Source organism: Pseudomonas sp. GP01-A4, assembly GCF_058780865.1.
Map to the genome: position 1 here is coordinate 29,679 of NZ_JBYSWF010000033.1, position 19,551 is coordinate 49,229.

A 19,551-nucleotide genomic window follows, 5' to 3' on the forward strand; every position below is an offset into this window, starting at 1 on the left:
AAAGCAATTGAAAAAGAACGTTCTTATCATTGGTGCAGGAGGTGTCGCCAAGGTGGTGGCCCACAAGTGCGCGCAGCACAACGACGAACTCGGTCGTATTGCTATCGCGTCGCGCAACATCTCCAAATGCCAGGCCATCATCGACAGCGTCAAGGCCAAGGGTAGCCTCAAGGTACCCGCCGACATCCAGGCCTTCGCGCTGAACGCTTTGGACGTGGAAGCGACCAAGGCACTGATCCGCGAGACTGAATCGCAGATCGTCATCAACGTCGGTTCCGCGTTCCTCAACATGTCGGTATTGCGTGCCTGCATCGACACCGGCGTTGCGTACCTCGACACCGCCATCCACGAAGAGCCGGGCAAGGTCTGCGAGACCCCGCCGTGGTACGGCAACTACGAATGGAACCACCTGGAAGAGTGCAAACAGAAGAACATCACGGCCATCCTTGGCGTGGGCTTCGACCCGGGTGTGGTCAACGCTTATGCAGCGCTGGCGCAACAAAAGCATTTCGACCGCATTGATTCGATCGACATTCTCGACGTCAATGCCGGCTCCCATGGCAAATATTTCGCCACCAATTTCGACCCGGAAATCAACTTCCGCGAATTCACCGGACAGGTGTGGAGCTGGCAGAACAGCCAGTGGACCAGCAACACCATGTTCGAAGTCAAACGCACCGACGACCTGCCTGTGGTCGGTTCGCAGAACCTGTACCTGACCGGCCACGATGAAGTGCACTCGCTGTCGAAAAACCTCGACGTGCCCAATGTGCGTTTCTGGATGAGCTTCGGCGAACACTACATCAACGTGTTCACCGTGCTGAAAAACCTCGGCCTGCTCTCCGAAAAACCGGTCACCACCGCCGAAGGCCTGGAAGTCGTGCCGCTGAAACTGGTCAAGGCCGTGCTGCCCGACCCGTCGTCGCTGGCGCCTGGCTACACCGGCAAGACCTGCATCGGCGACCTGGTCAAGGGCACCAAGGATGGCCAGCCACGCGAGCTGTTCATCTACAACGTGGCCTGCCACGAAGAAGCCTTCGCCGAGACCGACAGCCAGGGCATTTCCTACACCGCCGGCGTACCGCCGGTAGCCGCAGCGCTGCTGGTTGCCCGTGGCGAGTGGGACGTGAAGCACATGGCCAACGTCGAGGAACTGCCGGCTGAGCCGTTCCTGAAGGCGCTGGACGTGATGGGCTTGCCGACTCGGATCAAAGACGAGAACGGTGACCGTGCCTGGGATGCGATTGCCTGACAGGCGATAGTTGACCGAACAAAAAAATGCGCCCTCAGGGGCGCATTTTTTGTTGGGGCTCACATAAATATCAAAGAACAATGAAGATCAAAATGTGGGAGCGGGCTTGCTCGCGAATGCGGTGTGCCAGTCACTGCATCTGGCGACTGATACACCGCATTCGCGAGCAAGCCCGCTCCCACATTTTGGATTTGCTGTGTTCTTGAGAGCGGGTTACTCCAGGTTACGGGCCGAATTGCTCAACGCCCTTGAGCACTGCAACAACGCCGGCGCCAACTGCTTCTCTGCATCCGCCCGGCTCCAGCGACTGGTCGGCGCCACCACATGCACCGCCGCCACCGGCCGGCCGTTCGCCCCCAGCACCGGCGCGCCGATGGTCATGTCCCCCAGGAACAGTTCCTGGCCATTCACCGCATAGCCCTGCTCGCGCACCTGCTGCAACGACTCCATGATCCTGTCGACCTCAGTCAACGTCTGGCTGGTGTGCGCCACCCGCTGGCTGTGCTCGATCAATGCCAGCGCCTCATCCTGCGGCAACGCACTCAGATACGCGCGCCCCGACGCCGTGCAATACATCGGCACCCGCGAGCCAATCGGCATGTGTACCGGCACGAAGCCCGAGCTGACAAACCGCGCGATATACGTCATGTCGTAACCCGCAGGCTCGGTCAGGCACGAGGTTTCTCCCGTCAGGCGGGTCAATTCCGAGAGGAACGGGTTGGCCACTTCAATCAGCGAATGCGCATCCAGATAACTGAAGCCCAACTCCAGCACCCGTGGTGTGAGTTGGTAATGACGGGTGCGCGAGTGTTTCCGAAGGTAACCCAGGCTCTCGAGGGTAAACACCATGCGCTGGGCCGAGCTTTTGGTCATGCCGGCGGCCTCGGCCACCTCTGCAAGGCTCATGCTGCGGCGCTGTGCGCTGAATGCCTTGAGCACCGACAGGCCCTTTTCCAGGGATTGGTTGTGCAAGCTGTTGCGTTCTTCGGACATGGCGAACTCGCGGTCAGGTCGATCAAGCGTGGCGATATTTCTACACGAAATCGCGAAATTCGACCACTAAAAATCGCATACCGATACGAATGGTTCATTTTCTTCAATTTCCATAGCGTAAAACGATTTTGTTTAATCGAAATGGCACAGAGCTTGCGGTTTGCTCGGTAACCGCTCGCGGTACTGACGATCCGTTTTCCTTCTGGAGTAACCCGATGAACAGTCTTTCGCCCTTGTTTCGCCGCCTCGCCTTCGGTCTTTGCGCCACCTTTTGCGTGGCCACCGTGCACGCCGCCGGTGCAGCCTCGTACAAAGTCGGTGCAACGGCCAGCGGTTCGCCGTTCACCTTCCTCGATATCAAGAGCAACAGCATCCAGGGCGTGATGGTCGACGTCGCCAATGCCGTAGGCAAGGCCGGTGGCTTCACCAGCGAGATCGAGCAGACCAACTTTGCCGCGCTGATCCCGTCCCTCACCTCGGGCAAGCTCGACTTCATCGCCGCCGGCATGCTCAAGACCCCGGAGCGTGCCCAGGTGGTGGACTTCAGCGCGCCGGTGTACGCCTACGGTGAAGGCCTGATCGTGAGTGCCGACGACAACGCGACCTATACCGACCTCAGCTCCTTGAAGGACCAGGTAGTGGGTGTACAAGCCGGCACGATCTTCTACGACATGCTCAACAAGCTGGGAATCTTCAAGGAAATCCGCACCTACGACTCCATCGGCGAAATGGTCCGCGACCTGAGCCTGGGCCGCATCAAGGCCGCCGTGGGTGACCAGCCGGTGGTGGCGTACCAGATCCGCCAGAAGCTGTTCAAGGGCGTGAAGCTCGCCGCCGACTACAAGCCGGTCAACGTCGGCGAGGTGTGCCTGGTGGTGCGCAAAGGCGACAGCGAAACCCTCGAACGCCTGAACCAGGCCATCGCCAGCATCAAGGCCGACGGCACCCTGGACGCGATCCTGAAGAAGTGGGGGCTTGATGCCCAGGTGCAGCCATGAACCCGGCTGAATTCCTGCAAAACGCCCGGGACTTCCTGCCGATCCTGCTGCAAGGCGCCTGGGTGACGATCCAGATCACCGTGCTGTCGTTCCTGCTCAGCAGCGCGATCGGCCTGGTGCTGGCGCTGCTCAAACTGTCGCCGATCAAGGCGCTGTCGTGGGCGGCGAGCACCGTGATCAATGTGATTCGCGGCCTGCCGATCATCGTGCAGCTGTTCTACATCTACTTCGTGTTGCCGGACATGGGCGTGCACCTCAGTGCATTCCAGGCGGGTGTGATCGGCATGGGCATCGCCTACTCGGCGTACCAGGCGGAGAACTTCCGTACCGGCATCATCGCCGTCGAACAGGGCCAGCGTGAAGCCGCCGAAGCCCTGGGCATGCGCTCGGTGCTGATGATGCGCCGGGTGATCCTGCCCCAGGCGTTTCGCATCGCCTTGCCGCCCTACGGCAACACCCTGGTGATGATGCTCAAGGACTCATCGCTGGTGTCGACCATCACCGTGGCCGAGATGACGCGCCAGGGCCAACTGATCGCCTCGTCCACCTTCCAGAACATGACCGTCTACACCCTGGTCGCCCTGCTCTACCTGCTGATGAGCCTGCCGCTGGTGTATGGCCTGCGCCGCATGGAACAGCACCTGGGCAGGAGGAAAAAAGCATGATCGAGATTCGCCAACTGCAAAAGCACTACGGCACCCATCGCGTGCTGCACGGCGTCGACCTGGACGTGGCCAAGGGCGAAGTGGTGTGCCTGATCGGCCCGTCCGGCTCGGGCAAATCCACCCTGCTGCGCTGCATCAATGCCCTGGAAGCCTACGACGGCGGCACCATCAACGTGTGCGGCGAAACCGTGCAACGTGGCAGCAAGACCGTACACGCCCTGCGCAGCCGCATGGGCATGGTGTTCCAGCGCTTCAACCTGTTCCCCCATCGCACCGTGCTGGAAAACGTGATGGAAGGCCCGGTGTACGTTAAGGGCGAACCGCTGCAACAGGCCCGGGAAGAAGCCTTGGCGCTGCTGGATAAAGTCGGCCTGTCGGTCAAGGCCGATGCCTACCCGGAACAACTCTCCGGCGGCCAGCAACAGCGGGTTGCCATCGCCCGCGCACTGGCGATGAAACCCGACGCCATGCTGTTCGACGAACCCACTTCGGCCCTCGATCCGGAACTGGTGGGCGATGTGCTGGAGGTGATGCGCACCCTCGCGGACGAAGGCATGACCATGATCGTGGTGACCCACGAAATGGGCTTTGCCCGGGAAGTGGCCGACCGCGTGTGCTTCCTGCACGGCGGCTACATCGTGGAGAGCGGGCCGGCCGAGCAGGTGCTGGGCAACCCGCAACAACCGCGCACCCAGGACTTCCTGCGCCGCGTGCTGCACCCGACGGCCAACACCCGGAGCCTGCCATGAAGTCACTCTGGGCCGCGACGGCGCCCGCTGCACCGCAAACACCCGCGTTGGCTGAGTCATTGAAGGTGGACGTGGCCATCGTCGGCGCCGGGTATACCGGTTTGTCCACGGCGCTGCACCTGGCGGAGCGCGGCGTCAGCGTGTGCGTGCTGGAGGCCAACGAACCTGGCTGGGGCGCGTCGGGGCGCAATGGCGGGCAGGTCAACCCGACACTCAAATACGACCCGGATCAACTGGTGCAGATGTACGGTGCCGAGCGCGCCGAGCCACTGATCAACACCGTGTCCAACTCGGCAGACCTGGTGTTCAACCTGATCGAGCGCCATGGCATTGACTGTGCGCCCACACGCAAGGGCTGGATGCAGGTTTCCTATTCCGAAAAAGGCGTGGCGGGCCTGCACGCCCGGGCCGAACAGTGGGCGCGTCGCGGGGTGCCGGTGCAGCGCCTGGATGCCGGCGCGGTGTCCGCCCGCATGGGCAGCCAGGCGTTTGCCGGTGGCTGGCTGGACGGTCGCGCGGGTGCCATCCAACCCTTGGCCTATGCTCGGGGCCTGGTGCGTGCAGCCCAGGCGGCGGGCGTGCGCATTCATGGGCAGAGCGCAGTGACCGCGATGCAACAGGCGGGCGCGGGCTGGAAGTTGCAGTCCGCGAGCGGCGCGCAGGTGTCGGCCGGCCAGGTGGTACTGGCCACCAACGGCTACAGCGGCGACTTGTGGCCCGGCATGGCCCAGAGTGTGCTGGCGGCCAACAGTTTTATCGTCGCCACCCGGCCCTTGAGCGGGCCTGCGGCCGAGAGCATTTTGCCGGGGCAGGAAACCGTCTCAACCGCACAGCGCCTGTTGCTTTACTTTCGCAAGGATGCCCATGGCCGCCTGCTGATGGGCGGGCGCGGGTTGTTCGAAGATCCCACCGGGCCCGCGGATTTTGCGCACCTGGAGCGCTCGCTGGCACTGTTGTTTCCCCAGCTGGGCAAGCTGGACTTCGAGTACCGCTGGGCGGGCCGGATCGCGATCACCCGGGACTTTATGCCCCACGTCCACGAGCCCGCACCCGGCCTGACCCTGGCATTGGGCTGTAACGGACGCGGGATCGCCTTGTGCACCAGCCTCGGCCAGCAATTGGCCGGACGCCTGTGTGACAGCCGCTCCGACTTCGCTTACCCGGTAACGCCTTTGCAGCGGTTGCCACTGCATGGCTTGCAACGCTTCTACATCGGCGCGGGCGTGGCGTGGTACAGCCTGCTGGATCGCCTCTCCCTGTAGGAGCGAGCTTGCTCGCGAAAAAACCGAAGGCGCCGCGTGTCCTCAGGAGACCGGCGCCTTCGTCAAAGCTCGCAGACCTTTCCCTCATCACTGAAGAAATAGATATTTTCATGCTTGTAGCCCCAGCGACCGCCTCGCTCGCGAGCATGCGGCTCGAAGGTAAAGCACGTCACCTCCTCCAGGCGCCGATGATTGCCCGCCTCGATGTAGAGCCTTTGGTCACGCTGCTCGCAGATGCTGTGGCCGACGTTGCCGGCGAAATCGAGATTCTCGAAACCCTCGGATGCGATCAGGTCATTGGCGAACGCGTGGAGATCGTTGAACGTGGTTTCAGGCCGGGCGAATGTGCGCATCATCGCGTGTAGCAGGTGCTCGACTTCATGACCCCTGCTGAACTCGGCCCCCACCGGCACCGCCCGGCACACGCCCTCCTCCACATAGAAAGAGCGGGCACAGTCGCCCCACACATTGCCTGCTCTCGGGCTCAAATCCACCGTGATCAGATTGTGTAAACCAACGGCTTCATCACTGGGCCGATAGTCGCGTCCCGACACCGAAAGCGCACTGCGCGAACCCAGCAATACAAAGGCCGGGCAGTCGTAATACCAGGTCTGCGGATAGCCGGAATACGCGAGCATCTGCGTCGCCATTTCGGCGATGGAGGCTTCGGTGGACTGTGGCGTGATCCGCGTAACGAGCTGCTGCAGCACCGACTTGGCGGCGGCCTGGACCACGCGATTAGGCAACATGGATTGTCTCTGACTGATGAGGGATTGCGTCGATGGTAGCAGCACTCTCCTCGACAGGGAGACGCACTCGGATTTTAAGCTCGTTCCCACGCTCCGCGTGGGAATGCCTACGGTGACGCTCCGCGTCACAAAGGCAGACGCAGAGCGTCCAGGGCTGCGCTCCCACGCAGAGCGTGGGAGCGATCAATAGCCGGAGCACCGACTTGGCGGGGCCTGGACGACACGATTGGGCAACATGGACCGTCTCTGACTGAGGGAGACATGCTCGGATTTTTCCGACAACTGTTTCAGGTTGTCGGTCGGACCCGGGCTGACTAACCTCCCGCAGTCGCTGCCAATTCAGCGACCGGATTTGACCGTCCGCAACCATAGAACAACTGCGCCAAAACCGATCTTGGGCGTTTTTTTTACGCCTGATGTATTGTGTCGCGGCAGCTGTGCGCGGGATACCTTCGGGTATGCCGGTTTTGTTCTTTGGGCCGGTCGGTCAACCCGCGTATAGCTGCCACCCTAATCGTTTGACCGCGAATCGTGGCAGCTCCATTCACAAAGGAGCTTCACCATGATTAAAGACAGCCCCAATCCCCCACCGCACACCGACCGGCTTCAAGAAGCCGCTTACCGCGCCATTCACCACTATCTGAAACCTGACGCCCAACCCCAACCGCCTGAACCCACCGAGCTACCGTTCGATGGATTATTTACCGTGCGTACGGACCTGGACACGGAAACCTTGCTGGCCAATGCCTCGCAAGACCTGGCGTCGATCAATGTCATCGCCGCTCACCTGGCCTTCGAAGTCGATGGTACCCAGCGCAACGTGGCGCTGGGCATTTGCCGGATGCTGGAAGGTGTGCAGATGCTGGTCGACAAAGCGCTGGATCGATGCGCGCAAACCAGCCCGCGCTGAGCTCGTTCCCACGCTCCGCGTGGGAATGCAGACTGTGACGCTCCGCGTCACAAAGGCAGACGCAGAGCGTCCAGGGCAGCGCTCCCACGCAGAGCGTGGGAGCGATCAAGTCTCTTCAAAAAACCGACCATCCGATACGCTCGCTCAACAACTCCAACGCCTTCATCCCCGCCAGGGAATTGCCCGCCGCATTCAACTCCGGCGACCACACGCACACCGTAAACTGCCCCGGCACCACCGCGAGAATCCCGCCGCCTACCCCGCTCTTGCCCGGCAAGCCAACGCGATACGCAAAATTCCCCGCCTCGTCATACAGCCCGCTGGTGGCCATGATCGAGTTCACTTGCTTGGTCTGGCGCGCCGTCAGAATCTGCTCGCCGCTGTGGGTGCACACCCCCTCATTCGCCAGGAAGCAAAATGCCTTGGCCAGGTCCAGGCAGCTCATCTGCAATGCGCAATAGTTGAAGTAGCTGTGCAGCACTGCATCCACGTCATTGTGGAAGTTGCCGAAGGACTTCATCAGGTACGCCATGGCCGCATTACGCGCACCGTGCTGGGCTTCGGATTCGGCCACCACGCTGTTGACCAGGATCTGTGGGTTGCCCGACAGCCGCCGCACAAAATCACGCATGGACAAAATAGGCACGGCAAAGCGCGATTGGTTGATGTCGCAGATCACCAGCGCACCGGCGTTGATAAACGGGTTACGTGGCCGCCCACGCTCGAACTCCAGCTGCACCATGGAGTTGAACGGCTGCCCCGAAGGTTCGTGGCCCAGGCGTTCCCAGATGCTTTCGCCGCCATGGTCGATGGCCTGCACCAGGCTGAATACCTTGGAGATGCTCTGTACGGAGAACAAGGTGTGGGCATCGCCCGCGCAGTAGGACGAGCCGTCATTGCCATACACGGCAATGCCCAGTTGCTGGGCCGGCACGTCGGCGAGCGCGGGGATGTAGTCGGCGACCTTGCCGAGGCCGATCAGTGGACGGACTTCGTCGAGGATCGACTCCAACAGGGCCTGCATGTTGTGTTCTGGCATGGTTTGGAAAATAGTGATTGGCGGGCGCGGAGGATACCTGAAACCCAGGGGGTAGAAACGCGCAGGCGCGCACAACGAGGTCTTCGTTTATTCAGACTTTAACTGTTGGTCGATCCATGAAGAGTCGGGCATTCGGTCGCAGCGTTTCTTATGGTCTCTACTGGCAGTGGCGTCAACGTGTCCACACCACATATTCGTGTGCACGATGCGCCGTAATGCCTCGGCATTGCTCAAGCGACAGCGGATGGTTACTCGCGATCAGCGTCACCTTTGGCCGGTTAGCCGGGTCAGTCAGGTTCAGCATGGCGGGGAGCCCACATGTTGCAGGCAGATCCGGGATGTCATTGGCAATCGTCACCGAAAACGGTGGTTCGCTTGATTGCTGCGGGTCATCCCAGAGTTCGTAAACCCGCTCAAAATCCAACTGCTCGATCCTGACCCAAATACCGATGTGAAAAACCTCCTCGCGACCCAGCACCGGCAATGGCAGCAACGCACGAATGAAAAATTGCTTACCGCCGATGATGGCCAGGTCATTGTTCTCCTGGACCCCACTCTCTCTGTCGTCTTGCGATAGCGCCATAACGGCATCAGGACGTCGAAACGCCAGCTCCATCTCGTCAATCCGGTGTTCTTCTTCGCACTGGTTGCACAGCAATTAGCGTCTCCTTCAAACGTTCTGGCCGCACAGTCGACTCGCTGCGCCGGGCCATTCTAGCGCGATACCAACGCTGCGCAACGCCGCTTTGCGGGCGCCATGCGTCAATCAGCCGGCTCTGCTGCCACACGCTCCCGCCCCTTGAACGCCAGCGAAAAACAAAAAAAGATCACCAGCGCAAACCCCGCCGGAAACAACCAGATGCTGCGCCAGTCATGGCTGCCACCCGCCGCCACATAGTGGTCGGTCACCTGCCCCGCCACCCAGAACCCAATCAACATGCCCACACCGTACGTAGCCAGGGTAATCAGCCCCTGCGCCGAACTCCTGAAGCGCTCCGGCGCTTTCGCGTCGGTGTAGATCTGCCCCGAGACAAAGAAGAAGTCATAGCAGATGCCATGCAGCGCAATCCCGGTAAACAGCATGAAGACCAGCTCGCCATTATTGCCGTAGGCGAACAGCGCATAGCGCAGCGCCCACGCCAGCATGCCCACCAACAGGGCGACCTTGATGCCAAAACGCTGGATGAACAGCGGCAATAGCAGCATGAACAGCACCTCGGACACTTGCCCAATGGCCATTTTTGCCGTGGGGTTGGTCACGCCGATTTCCGCGAGAAACGGGTTGGCGTTCTGGTAGTAGAACGCCAGGGGAATGCAGATCAGGATCGAGGCGATGAAGAACACCAGGTAGCTGCGATCCTTGAGCAACCCCAGCGCATCCAGCCCGAGCAGTTGCTTGATATCACCCTTGCCCGCCTCGGCTTTCAAGGGCGCGGTACGCGGCAAGGTGAAGCTGTAGAAACCCAGCACCACTGACGCGATGGCAGACATCAGGAAGGTGTTGCGCAACGCGCCCGTGGTGATCGACTGCTGCGAATCCCAGGCGAACACAAAGCTGATCACCAGCCCCGCAACAATCCAGCCCAGGGTGCCCCACACACGGATGCGCGAAAACTCCTGGGCCGGGTCGCTCATTTGCCGGAAGGCCACCGAGTTCACCAGTGCCAGGGTCGGCATGTAGATGACCATGTATGCCAGCACGTAGGGATAAAAGCCGACGAAGTCCGGCGCGCGGTACAGCTGGTACAGCAGCACCGCGCCGATCAGGTGCAGCACCGCCAGGATGCGCTCGGCGTTGAAGTAGCGGTCGGCGATCAGGCCGATGATAAACGGGGCGATGATCGCCCCCCACGACTGGGTGGAAAACGCCATGCCGATCTGCCCGCCGCTGGCCCCCAGGTTGCTGGCGAGGAAGGTGCCGAGGGTGACGAACCAGCCGCCCCAGATGAAGAATTGCAGGAACATCATGACGCTCAGTCGCGCTTTCATTGTGGTCACCGTTTTATTGTTATTTTGGGGCAGAGGCGCTGTTCAGGCGTCGGGAAGGCCCAGCAGCCGTCGGTTGGATCGCTCGTCGGATGTCACGCCGGCGAAGTCATCGAATGCCTTGCTGGTCTTGCGGATCATGTGCTGGCGGATGAACTCCGCCCCTTCTGCCGCGCCTTGTTGCGCGTCCTTCAGGCAGCACTCCCACTCCAGCACGGCCCAGCCGTGGAAGTCGTATTGGGTGAGCTTGCTGAAGATCGATTTGAAGTCGATCTGGCCATCGCCCAATGAGCGAAAACGGCCAGGGCGGTCGACCCATCCTTGGTAGCCGCCATACACGCCGGAGCGCGCGTCGGGGCGAAACTCGGCGTCCTTGACGTGGAACATGCGGATGCGCGCGTGGTAGCGGTCGATGAAGCCCAGGTAATCCATTTGCTGCAGCAGGAGGTGGCTGGGGTCGTAGAGAATGTTGGCCCGGGGATGGTGGTCGACGGCTTCGAGGAAGCGCTCGAAAGAGGCGCCGTCGTGAAGGTCTTCGCCGGGGTGGATTTCGTAGCACAGGTCGACGCCGGCCGCCTCGAAGCAATCGAGAATCGGCAGCCAGCGCTTGGCCAACTCGGCAAAGCCTTGCTCCACCAGGCCGCTGGGGCGTTGTGGCCAGGGGTAGATGTACGGCCAGAGCAGCGCGCCGGAGAAGGTCGCGTGGGCCGTCAAGCCAAGGCGCTGGCTGGCGCGGGCGGCGAGTTTCAATTGGTCGATGGCCCACTCGGTCCGTGCCTGGGGCTGGCCGCGCAGATGGGCCGGGGCGAAGTCGTCGAACAGCGTGTCGAATGCCGGGTGCACGGCCACAAGTTGGCCCTGCAGGTGGGTCGATAGCTCGCTGATTTCGACGCCGGCATGGGCGCAGGTCGCCTTGAGTTCATCGCAGTAGGCCTGGCTTTCTGCAGCGCGGGCCAGGTCAATGTAGCGGGTGCCGAGTGTGGGCAACTGGATCGCCTTGTAGCCCTGGGACGCCGCCCATTGGGCGATGTTGGCCAGGGTGTCGAAAGGCGCTTCGTCCGAGATGAACTGGGCGAGAAAAATGCCTGGGCCGCGCATGTCTGTAGTCTCCTTCATGGGTGGTTCGCCAGGGTGGTCCACTTCGCCTCGCCGCGATGGTTGGCGATCACCGCTTCGATAAAGGCCATGCCGCGCACGCCGACTTCGATGCCGGGTACACCTTCGGCCTCGGTGCCCTGGCGAATGGCCTTGGCGAAGTCGCGGTAGAGGTTGGCCATGGCTTCCAGGTAACCCTCGGGATGCCCGGCGGGCAGGCGCATGCGCTGCAATGCCGCGTCGCACAGCCAGGGCTGGCCGACGCCGGAACGCAGGATGCGCAGCGGTTGGTCGAGGGAACGATGGATCAGACTGGCGGGTTCTTCCTGGCGCCATTCCAGGCCGCCCTTGTCGCCATAGAGGCGGATCTTCAGCGGGTTCTCTTCACCGGCACACACTTGGCTGGCGATCAGCACGCCGCTCGCGCCGGAGGCCATCTTGAACAGCATGGCGGCATCGTCATCCAGTTGCCGGCCGGGTACATGGATGCCCAGGTTCGCGCAAAGCTGTTCGATCGGTTGGTCGGCGATGAACTCGGCCAGGGAAAAGGCGTGGGTGCCGATGTCGCCGATGCAGCCGCCCAGTCCCGACAGCTCGGGCCGGCTGCGCCAGTCCGCCTGTTTGTTGCCCTGCCCGGCCACGTCCTGGCTGAGCCAGCCTTGTGGGTACTCGACGATCACTTTGCGCAACGCGCCGATCAGGCCATTGCGCACCATGTCGCGGGCCTGCCACACCATCGGGTAACCCAGGTAGGTGTGTGCCAGCCCATAAAGCCCGGAACTGTTTTTGACAACGTCTGCCAGCGCCTGCACTTCAGCAAGATTGAGCGCGGCCGGCTTCTCGCTGAACACGTGGAAGCCCGCCTGCAGCGCCTGGGTCGCAATCGGTGCATGCAGATGATTGGGGGTGACGATCACCAGCAGCTGCATGCGCTGCTCGGCCGGGAGTGCCTGTTCGGCGGCGAGCATCTGCTGCCATTCGCTGTAACAGCGGGACGCGGGCAGGCCCAGCGCATTGCCGGTGCTCCGGTTGTTCTCGGGCTCACGGCTGAAGGCACCGCACACCAGTTCATAACACCCATCCAGCCCCGCCGCCTGGCGGTGAGCCTGGCCGATGAAGGCGCCTTCGCCGCCGCCAACAAAGCCCATTCTTATTTTTTGCACAGCAACCGTCATCGCAAGTCTTCTCTTTATGGGCAATTACCGATCATGATGTAACCGGTTACATCGTGCCGGAAATTTAGGCCTGGTTGCTCGCGGTGTCAAACCCCGACTGCGGTAAACTTGCAGGCTGCTGTTCTGATAACGAGGTGGTCTTGTCCAATATTCGTGAAGTCGCCCGGCTGGCCGGGGTCTCGGTGGCCACCGTGTCCAGGACCCTGGCCAGCCCTGAACGCGTGTTGCCCGAGACCCGCGACAAGGTCAACGCCGCCGTGGAACAGACCGGCTACCGGCCGAACCGCATGGCGGTGCAATTCCGTTCGCGGCGCACCGGCAACCTGGTGATCCTGGTGCCGGCGATTGCCAACACGTTTTTCGCTCGGGTCATCAGCGGTGCACAGCAAGCGGCGCAGGCATCGGGTTATCGGTTGCTGTTGTGCGACACCCAGGGCCAGGCAGAAATCGAAAAACAGTTCGCCGAACTGGTCCACGCCCATCAGGCCGACGGTGTGATTCAGTTGCGGGCCTCAGACCCATTCAGCGACTGCAGCGACTCACCGCCACTGGTGAACGCCTGCGAGGTGATCCAGGACGGTCGCCACCCCACCATCAGCCTCGACAACCGTGGCGCCGCCCGGGCCATGACCCAGCACTTGATCGACCTCGGCCACCGCCGCATCGGCTTGATCAAAGGCCCGAAAAGCAGCCCACTGACCCGTGACCGCGTGGCCGGTTATGAAGATGCCTTGCTCGCGGCGGGCATCCCCCGCGACCCGGCGCTTATCTGCCACGGCGACTTCACCCTGCACGCCGGTTTCGAGGGCGCAGGCAACATGCTCGCCCTGCCCAAGCGGCCCACTGCGCTGTTCTGCGAGAACGACGAAATGGCCATCGGCGCCTTGAAGCGCATCAAGCAACAGGGCCTGCGCGTGCCCCAGGATATTTCCCTGGTGGGCTTTGATGACATCCCCTTCGCGGCCTACTGCGACCCGCCCCTGACCACCATTGCCCAGCCTGCCGAAATCTTCGGCCGCAAGGCGGTCGAGATGCTCATCGCACTGATCGAGAAAACGCCGCTGTCGGAGCGTCAGGTTGTAGTGCCGTTCGAACTCACAGTACGCGGCAGCACGGCAGCGCCCCACACTCAATAGTGCGCCACATCCGACACCTGGGTATCCAGCACGTCCCGCGCCAATGCCCAGGCCTGATCCGTGGATTCCACCACCAGCAACGGGTAGCCCCACGCCTTGCCGAACATCACGGCAAACGGCTTGAGCGCCAGGCGCTTGGCTGCGCTGGGCTCCACCTGGATCATGCCTTTGACGAAAGTACGCAGGGCCACCTTGTGCTTCTTCATCCAGATCGAGGCCTGTTTGCGTTCTTCGTGTGAATGCTCGTGAGTGCTTTCATCCACGGCTTTCTCGTGCAGCAGGACGAAGGGTTCCTCGCGCTGCAACAAGGCCTCGAACGCGCCAAAGGTATCTTGCGGGGGAGTGTCGCTGGGGGCGTCAAACACGATTTTCACCACGGGGAATGTTGAACTGTCGAGTTGCATGGGAAGCTCCTTTAACGAGAATGTTTCTCATGATAGCCATGCCATCACTGGACGCCATTGCACAGAATGGCCAGAATGTTTCGCATTCCAGCCAAGACGCCGCGCCGCCATGTACAACCACCGCCTCGAAACCCGTGACCCCTTGCGCCCGGCCCTCGCCGATGCAATTCCCCGTGCGGTGGTTGCAGTGAGCGCTTCAAGCACCTCTGCGAGTTGGGAGCACGCACCGCACCAGCACCGCAAGGGCCAGTTGATGTACACATTGCGCGGGGTGATTCATTGCGTCATCGAAGAAGGTATCTGGATCGTGCCCCCCCAGTGCGCGTTGTGGATTCCGGGCGGCCTTTCCCATGCCGCGCGCGGGTCGGGGGCAGCGGATGTCTACTGTCTGTTGGTCGACCCCGACGCTGCCGGCGCCCTGCCCCGGCAATGCTGCACCCTGGCGGTATCGCCGTTGTTACACGAATTGATCAGCAAGGCCGTCAGCTTCCCGCCGCTGTACGACACCGAGGGCGCCCAGGGCCGGTTGGTGGCCACGCTGCTGGACGAACTGGCACTGGCACCGGTGGAGGCCCTGCACCTGCCCATGCCCCGGGACACTCGGCTGCGGCGCCTGGCCGACAGTTTGCTGGCCAACCCCAGCGACAAGGCCACCCTGGGCGAATGGGCCGTACGCATCGGCATGAGCGAACGCAGCATGACGCGCTTGTTGCTGGAGGAGATCGGCCTGAGTTTCGGCCGCTGGCGCAGGCAACTGCATGTGATCCTGTCACTGCAGCGCCTGGCGAAAGGCGAAAGTGTGCAGACGGTGGCGCTGGACCTCGGCTATGAAAACGCCAGCGGCTTTATCACCATGTTCCGCAAGGCCATCGGCCAACCGCCGGCGCGCTACCTGGCCGACCGCGCGAGCATCCCCCAGCACACGACGCCCGCTATCGCCTTGCTGGATTATTATAAATAGTCACGTATAAGCATTTTTAGAGCTAAGGGACTAGAAGGCTTAAATCATTCCAGCCAAAAAAAATCAACCCGCCTAAAATACTTATCGCACACTAAAAAATTTGCACTAGCATATGAGTACTCCGGTCCACAAACCCGCTCTCAACACCCGCCTGAAATCCGCCTTACCCCCCGCAAATAAAGTGCCGAATGTTAAAATTTGTCACGTTTTGGCGTATTCAATTCGATTAACATCTAAACGCCTGCAGCGATTGAATTGACGGCCTCGCATGCCGGAAAAGGGAGCAACGTGATGCATTTTTCCAACGTCCTCGCTATTGCACGGACCCCATCGAAATCCGAGGACTTCAGCGAGCTTATAGTTCGTACTGTACCGAAAAATCTAAAAGTCGATACACGCTCCTACGGCCAACTAATCGGTCCCTATGCAAGCCATGGACATTACCGTGCCATCATCATAGAGATCGACACCCCCTCTGCCAGCACCCAAACGCTGGACATCATTAAAAAAACCAGATCGGAAAATCCTGGCAGCACCATTTTCCTGGTTGTCACCTTCGCCACTACACTAAGCAAAACCAAATATTATCTCGCAGGCGCCGATTACTGCATAAAGGTCGTCGAGAGCTCGCCCGAGAAAAAACTTGCCCTGTTTGCCGCGTTCCTCAGCGAGACATACTGGCTAAGTAATACTGATTTGCTACTCGATCAGGATCGCATGTGCATCTACGGGGGTGGCAAAAAGCTCGAAGTGTCCTTTGTCGAAATGAAAGTACTGGAAGCGCTCATTCATAATCGATTGCTCAGCCATGATGAAATCGCCGTGGTAATGGGGCTGAATCCCCGATTTTATGATTCAAGGGCCCTCGAAAAATCGATTAGCCGGTTACGTGGCAAAATAAAATCACATTACGGAAGCAATATAATTCAGAGCATTCGCGGTTACGGCTACAAACTAAGCAGAGGGCTGGCTTCGGTTAATCATATCCACCCCGTCAGGGAGCGGTCGAACCGTGAATAGCGGAACCTTATTACGTGAGGCGTCAGCCTGCTTCACCTTTTCGCGGCAAGCGATACTTGAACGAAGTTGCACGCTGTGGGGCAGTGAGATCCGCGTCCACGCCGAGCCTGCGCTCGACAGCCCGCGTGATGACGCCTGCCCGTTTTATTCCGAACAACTTAAAGACGCCTACAGCGAAGCCCTGCAACATGCCAGGCCGAGTTCATTTGCCCGCACAAGTAAACGTTTGCGCGCGGATAAAAGCCCGGGCCTCCACAAGTTTTTCCGAATTGAGCAATCGCTGTTGATGAATGAGGACCTGCTCAAGGAAATTATCGATACTTCACACACGCTGGAAAAAAACAGACAACAACTCATTGTCAGCGTTGAAAACACACTGGACACCCTTCCGGGCCCGCTGGAACGCCGGAGCATGATCCGTCAACTGTATAGCCTGAAAGACCGGAGCAACCTGAAGCTTGCCTATAACAATTACACATTAAATACAAAAGACACCGACCTGCTGATCGACTTGAGTCTTTATGACTATATAAAAATGCCTTTTCCAGACTCGGCCCTCAGGCTCAGTCTGAACACCCGCTCGGGCCTGTTCGACCGGCTTTACGACCAGATGCTGGGGCTGATGAGCACCACCCGGGTCTCCTTCATCGCCGACAACGTCGAGCACGCCGACAGCGCACTTCTCGCCAGACGCTTGCCTTTTGACTATTTTCAGGGCCCCTACTTCTCCCCTGCTGATAGTTTATGAACCCCCGTACTTTCCTGGAATCGGTGAATGCCATGAGTTCTCTCAAGAAACACACATTTACATCGACGTACCCGTCAATCGCACTGCACGATTTCACGCCAAATGTGGCATTTTTACATTACGACGTCGACAGCGGGCCGCTGATCGAAACCGTGGAAAAAACATCGGACGCTTCGACCAGTTCCTACGCCGTTACCAAAGAGCAGAATTTCAATCTGTGGCTCAGTAACTATGTCGCCGCCAAAAGACTTTACGAAGCCAGTAATCGACTGACCCGACAACTTTACGACGCATCAAAAAAACCTAACATCACGGCTCTAAAATCAGACGTCACACACCCGGACCTGAATAACACCACCACGGAAACAGTTAACTCATCCTCTGCATTACGCGGCCCCGATGTCTGGCTACTTACCCAGCAAGATCGTGCGCTGGTGAAAGGTGGGCTACGCATTTCCTTGACCACTATTGAGTCGGCATTGATCAAGAAAATGCTGAACCATGAAGAACGTGTGGTCAGCAAGGAAGAACTTATCCGCAACATCGGACGTGAGCCCGACCTCTATCGCGGGCTTGAAATGTGCCTTAGCCGATTGCAGGACAAGTTCAAGCGCGTGAATGATGGCGAACGCCTGTTCCGCGCGGTGCGTAACCGTGGCTACTGCCTGACACAAAAAATAAAAAGCCCGCTGAGCAGTCGCGCAAACGTCACAGAACAATAATTATTTCATAAAAATTACAATTCACCCTGCCTATTAGAACGCCTTTCTATCTGCCATTTTATAACAACATGACCGCGTTATAAGTCGTCAGCCATTGCTCCCTGCCATTTATTACTATCAATACGCACGCCTACGCGTGCGCCTGCCATTTGATAGTCATTAAAACCACGCCTCGCTTTAACCTGCCAGCACGTGAGTGGATACCACAGGGAGCAGAAGTATGCTTAACAACAGAAGAATGCATCGTAACCTTACACCCAAAGGCCTGACCTTTTGGGGACAGTGGGCAATTGCCCTGAGTGTGGTCGTTGTACTTTTGTTTTCACTGGTACTTTTCAAGACCGGGCAATTGGAATCCCATTACCGGATATTGGCAGCCATTACAATACTGGCCTCTATACCGGCCTACATGTTATGTGACGTCTATAGCAAAAAAGATGACTTTTTTGTTGGGCTGGGACGATTATTCACCGGCTGGTTATTGACCCTGGGCATATTGTTCGCGGTCGGCATAGCCTGTAATGCCAGTTCGCTGTTTCCCTTCGAGATCCTGCTACTCTGGGCTGCTGTCAGCTATCCAATACTAGCCCTTTGCTACATTCCCATTCACAGTCTATCCAGGTACTACCACCGGCAACTACATGAGCGCCAGAAATCGCTGATTATTGGTACGGGAAAACTTGCAACCGACTTGGCCAATACTCTCGCCAGGCAAAAACGCTCCCCTCTGGTCGGTCTCGTAGGTCCCCGCACCACCTCCCCCCAGGCCGGCACCCAGCCTCAGATCCTCGGTGACTTGCCCGATCTTCCCGCGCTGATCCGCCAGCACGGTATCCGCCGCCTGTACATCACTCACTCTCTCCAGGAAGCGACCCACATCGAGGCGCTGTACCTCAACCTGCTGGAGATCAGCGTGGACGTGATCTGGGTGCCCGACCTCAACAACATGCTGCTGCTCAACCACAGCGTGGCCGAGGTGGATGGATTGCCCGCGATCTTCCTCAATGAAAGCCCGCTGACCAGCCGGCCGACCGCCGCACTGAGCAAGTCGCTGCTGGACAAGAGCCTGGCCCTGTTGGCGATCATCCTGCTCAGCCCGTTGCTGCTGCTGTTCGCCCTGCTGATCAAACTCACCTCTCCCGGCCCGGTAATTTTCAAGCAGGATCGTCACGGCTGGAACGGCGAGGTGATCAAGGTCTGGAAGTTCCGCTCGATGCGCGTGCATGACGACCACGAAGTGCGCCAGGCGAGCCGCAACGACTCACGCATTACCCCCGTAGGGCGCTTTATCCGCCGCACCTCCATCGACGAGCTGCCCCAGCTGTTCAACGTGCTGCAAGGGCATATGGCACTGGTCGGCCCACGCCCGCATGCCGTCGCCCACAATGACTACTACTCGGGCAAGATTCGCGCGTACATGGCGCGGCATCGCATCAAGCCCGGCATCACCGGCCTGGCGCAGGTCAATGGCTGCCGGGGTGAAACCGAGACCCTGGAGAAGATGCAGCAACGCGTCGATATCGACCTGCGCTATATCAACAACTGGTCGCTGTGGCTGGACATCAAGATCCTGTTCAAGACGCCGTTTACCCTGCTGTCCAAAGACATCTACTGACCCCGCCCTTCCCCGTGCCGCTGCATCGGCGGCGCGGGGCACCAGGCGCGCTTTGCGCCCTCCCCGCCACCA

At 59.9% G+C, this 19,551-nt stretch carries 20 protein-coding genes; 12 read left to right on the forward strand and 8 right to left on the reverse strand.

The window, feature by feature from the left end; translation table 11 throughout:
- Nucleotides 1–7 precede the first annotated feature (7 nt).
- Nucleotides 8–1,252, forward strand: coding sequence for a saccharopine dehydrogenase family protein (locus tag AC3WKX_RS19050; RefSeq protein ID WP_003211412.1), 1,245 nt, complete (start codon nt 8–10; stop codon nt 1,250–1,252).
- A gap of 213 nt (nt 1,253–1,465) precedes the next feature.
- On the opposite strand, the gene AC3WKX_RS19055 is transcribed toward AC3WKX_RS19050, so the two are convergent.
- On the reverse strand, nt 1,466–2,245 hold the full coding sequence (locus AC3WKX_RS19055) for an IclR family transcriptional regulator (protein ID WP_008435411.1): 780 nt from the start codon (nt 2,243–2,245) through the stop codon (nt 1,466–1,468).
- 215 nt (nt 2,246–2,460) lie between these two features.
- On the opposite strand from AC3WKX_RS19055, the gene AC3WKX_RS19060 reads away from it, so the two are divergent.
- Genes AC3WKX_RS19060 through AC3WKX_RS19075 form a run of 4 tightly spaced genes read left to right on the forward strand, consistent with a single transcriptional unit; the run spans nt 2,461 to nt 5,919 of the window.
- Nucleotides 2,461–3,243 (forward strand): ABC transporter substrate-binding protein, encoded by a 783-nt coding sequence (locus AC3WKX_RS19060; RefSeq protein ID WP_102605802.1) that lies wholly within the window; start codon nt 2,461–2,463, stop codon nt 3,241–3,243.
- A complete protein-coding gene (gene ehuD, locus AC3WKX_RS19065) occupies nt 3,240–3,908 on the forward strand; it encodes an ectoine/hydroxyectoine ABC transporter permease subunit EhuD (protein ID WP_003211406.1) in 669 nt (222 codons plus the stop codon). Before AC3WKX_RS19060 ends, ehuD begins: the two co-directional genes overlap by 4 nt.
- Nucleotides 3,905–4,657 (forward strand): amino acid ABC transporter ATP-binding protein, encoded by a 753-nt coding sequence (locus AC3WKX_RS19070; protein WP_102605801.1) that lies wholly within the window; start codon nt 3,905–3,907, stop codon nt 4,655–4,657. The genes ehuD and AC3WKX_RS19070 overlap by 4 nt, the downstream gene beginning before the upstream one ends.
- Entirely contained in the window at nt 4,654–5,919 is a 1,266-nt protein-coding gene (locus AC3WKX_RS19075; protein ID WP_102605800.1) for an NAD(P)/FAD-dependent oxidoreductase, read from the forward strand. Before AC3WKX_RS19070 ends, AC3WKX_RS19075 begins: the two co-directional genes overlap by 4 nt.
- A 62-nt stretch (nt 5,920–5,981) precedes the next feature.
- Here AC3WKX_RS19075 and AC3WKX_RS19080 read toward each other — a convergent pair whose 3' ends face one another.
- Nucleotides 5,982–6,668, reverse strand: coding sequence for a M24 family metallopeptidase (locus tag AC3WKX_RS19080; RefSeq protein WP_102605799.1), 687 nt, complete (start codon nt 6,666–6,668; stop codon nt 5,982–5,984).
- Between the two features lie 562 nt (nt 6,669–7,230).
- Here AC3WKX_RS19080 and AC3WKX_RS19085 point away from each other — a divergent pair.
- The gene (locus AC3WKX_RS19085) at nt 7,231–7,578 is read left to right on the forward strand and encodes a DUF6124 family protein (RefSeq protein WP_003211399.1); all 348 of its coding nucleotides are present in this window, start codon (nt 7,231–7,233) and stop codon (nt 7,576–7,578) included.
- Nucleotides 7,579–7,693: 115 nt separating this feature from the next.
- Here AC3WKX_RS19085 and glsB read toward each other — a convergent pair whose 3' ends face one another.
- From glsB to AC3WKX_RS19110, 5 genes are all read right to left on the reverse strand, one after another.
- Nucleotides 7,694–8,602: a glutaminase B gene (gene glsB / locus AC3WKX_RS19090; RefSeq protein WP_003211397.1), complete on the reverse strand. Its 909-nt coding sequence runs from the start codon at nt 8,600–8,602 to the stop codon at nt 7,694–7,696.
- Nucleotides 8,603–8,789: 187 nt separating this feature from the next.
- Nucleotides 8,790–9,275, reverse strand: coding sequence for a DUF2199 domain-containing protein (locus AC3WKX_RS19095; RefSeq protein ID WP_102605798.1), 486 nt, complete (start codon nt 9,273–9,275; stop codon nt 8,790–8,792).
- Between the two features lie 104 nt (nt 9,276–9,379).
- A complete protein-coding gene (locus AC3WKX_RS19100) occupies nt 9,380–10,606 on the reverse strand; it encodes a nucleoside permease (protein WP_102605797.1) in 1,227 nt (408 codons plus the stop codon).
- A gap of 42 nt (nt 10,607–10,648) precedes the next feature.
- Nucleotides 10,649–11,701: a sugar phosphate isomerase/epimerase family protein gene (locus AC3WKX_RS19105; RefSeq protein WP_102605796.1), complete on the reverse strand. Its 1,053-nt coding sequence runs from the start codon at nt 11,699–11,701 to the stop codon at nt 10,649–10,651.
- A 14-nt stretch (nt 11,702–11,715) separates the two neighbouring features.
- A complete protein-coding gene (locus AC3WKX_RS19110) occupies nt 11,716–12,846 on the reverse strand; it encodes a Gfo/Idh/MocA family protein (protein WP_173883054.1) in 1,131 nt (376 codons plus the stop codon).
- A gap of 167 nt (nt 12,847–13,013) precedes the next feature.
- Here AC3WKX_RS19110 and AC3WKX_RS19115 point away from each other — a divergent pair, with 167 nt between their 5' ends.
- Nucleotides 13,014–14,009 carry a LacI family DNA-binding transcriptional regulator gene (locus AC3WKX_RS19115; protein WP_102605795.1) on the forward strand — a complete coding sequence of 332 codons (996 nt, stop codon included), beginning with the start codon at nt 13,014–13,016 and terminating at the stop codon, nt 14,007–14,009.
- On the opposite strand, the gene AC3WKX_RS19120 is transcribed toward AC3WKX_RS19115, so the two are convergent.
- The gene (locus AC3WKX_RS19120; RefSeq protein WP_003211385.1) at nt 14,003–14,413 is read right to left on the reverse strand and encodes a hypothetical protein; all 411 of its coding nucleotides are present in this window, start codon (nt 14,411–14,413) and stop codon (nt 14,003–14,005) included. The two genes, AC3WKX_RS19115 and AC3WKX_RS19120, sit on opposite strands and share 7 nt — an antisense overlap.
- 109 nt (nt 14,414–14,522) lie before the next feature.
- On the opposite strand from AC3WKX_RS19120, the gene AC3WKX_RS19125 reads away from it, so the two are divergent.
- The 5 genes from AC3WKX_RS19125 to AC3WKX_RS19145 all read left to right on the forward strand — a co-directional run bounded on the left by AC3WKX_RS19125 (nt 14,523) and on the right by AC3WKX_RS19145 (nt 19,479).
- Nucleotides 14,523–15,374, forward strand: coding sequence for an AraC family transcriptional regulator (locus AC3WKX_RS19125; protein ID WP_008435424.1), 852 nt, complete (start codon nt 14,523–14,525; stop codon nt 15,372–15,374).
- A 291-nt stretch (nt 15,375–15,665) separates the two neighbouring features.
- Complete coding sequence (locus tag AC3WKX_RS19130) at nt 15,666–16,394, forward strand: winged helix-turn-helix domain-containing protein (RefSeq protein ID WP_003211381.1); 729 nt, start codon at nt 15,666–15,668, stop codon at nt 16,392–16,394.
- Nucleotides 16,387–17,142, forward strand: coding sequence for a YuxH family protein (locus AC3WKX_RS19135; RefSeq protein ID WP_102605794.1), 756 nt, complete (start codon nt 16,387–16,389; stop codon nt 17,140–17,142). Before AC3WKX_RS19130 ends, AC3WKX_RS19135 begins: the two co-directional genes overlap by 8 nt.
- Before the next feature lie 32 nt (nt 17,143–17,174).
- On the forward strand, nt 17,175–17,864 hold the full coding sequence (locus tag AC3WKX_RS19140) for a winged helix-turn-helix domain-containing protein (protein ID WP_008435430.1): 690 nt from the start codon (nt 17,175–17,177) through the stop codon (nt 17,862–17,864).
- 220 nt (nt 17,865–18,084) lie between these two features.
- Nucleotides 18,085–19,479, forward strand: a complete 1,395-nt coding sequence (locus tag AC3WKX_RS19145; protein WP_087694227.1) for an undecaprenyl-phosphate glucose phosphotransferase — start codon at nt 18,085–18,087, stop codon at nt 19,477–19,479.
- Nucleotides 19,480–19,551: the final 72 nt, after the last annotated feature.

Excerpts from the sequence above, each read along its gene's own strand:
- ehuD (WP_003211406.1), top strand. The coding sequence starts at position 3,240 with ATGAACCCGGCTGAATTCCTGCAAAACGCCCGGGACTTCCTGCCGATC.
- AC3WKX_RS19105 (WP_102605796.1), bottom strand. The coding sequence starts at position 11,701 with ATGCGCGGCCCAGGCATTTTTCTCGCCCAGTTCATCTCGGACGAAGCG.
- AC3WKX_RS19070 (WP_102605801.1), top strand. The coding sequence starts at position 3,905 with ATGATCGAGATTCGCCAACTGCAAAAGCACTACGGCACCCATCGCGTG.
- AC3WKX_RS19055 (WP_008435411.1), bottom strand. The coding sequence starts at position 2,245 with ATGTCCGAAGAACGCAACAGCTTGCACAACCAATCCCTGGAAAAGGGC.
- glsB (WP_003211397.1), bottom strand. The coding sequence starts at position 8,602 with ATGCAGGCCCTGTTGGAGTCGATCCTCGACGAAGTCCGTCCACTGATC.
- AC3WKX_RS19080 (WP_102605799.1), bottom strand. The coding sequence starts at position 6,668 with ATGTTGCCTAATCGCGTGGTCCAGGCCGCCGCCAAGTCGGTGCTGCAG.
- AC3WKX_RS19100 (WP_102605797.1), bottom strand. The coding sequence starts at position 10,606 with ATGAAAGCGCGACTGAGCGTCATGATGTTCCTGCAATTCTTCATCTGG.
- AC3WKX_RS19120 (WP_003211385.1), bottom strand. The coding sequence starts at position 14,413 with ATGCAACTCGACAGTTCAACATTCCCCGTGGTGAAAATCGTGTTTGAC.
- AC3WKX_RS19085 (WP_003211399.1), top strand. The coding sequence starts at position 7,231 with ATGATTAAAGACAGCCCCAATCCCCCACCGCACACCGACCGGCTTCAA.
- AC3WKX_RS19125 (WP_008435424.1), top strand. The coding sequence starts at position 14,523 with ATGTACAACCACCGCCTCGAAACCCGTGACCCCTTGCGCCCGGCCCTC.
- AC3WKX_RS19075 (WP_102605800.1), top strand. The coding sequence starts at position 4,654 with ATGAAGTCACTCTGGGCCGCGACGGCGCCCGCTGCACCGCAAACACCC.
- AC3WKX_RS19110 (WP_173883054.1), bottom strand. The coding sequence starts at position 12,846 with ATGGGCTTTGTTGGCGGCGGCGAAGGCGCCTTCATCGGCCAGGCTCAC.
- AC3WKX_RS19140 (WP_008435430.1), top strand. The coding sequence starts at position 17,175 with ATGAGTTCTCTCAAGAAACACACATTTACATCGACGTACCCGTCAATC.
- AC3WKX_RS19145 (WP_087694227.1), top strand. The coding sequence starts at position 18,085 with ATGCTTAACAACAGAAGAATGCATCGTAACCTTACACCCAAAGGCCTG.
- AC3WKX_RS19060 (WP_102605802.1), top strand. The coding sequence starts at position 2,461 with ATGAACAGTCTTTCGCCCTTGTTTCGCCGCCTCGCCTTCGGTCTTTGC.
- AC3WKX_RS19130 (WP_003211381.1), top strand. The coding sequence starts at position 15,666 with ATGCATTTTTCCAACGTCCTCGCTATTGCACGGACCCCATCGAAATCC.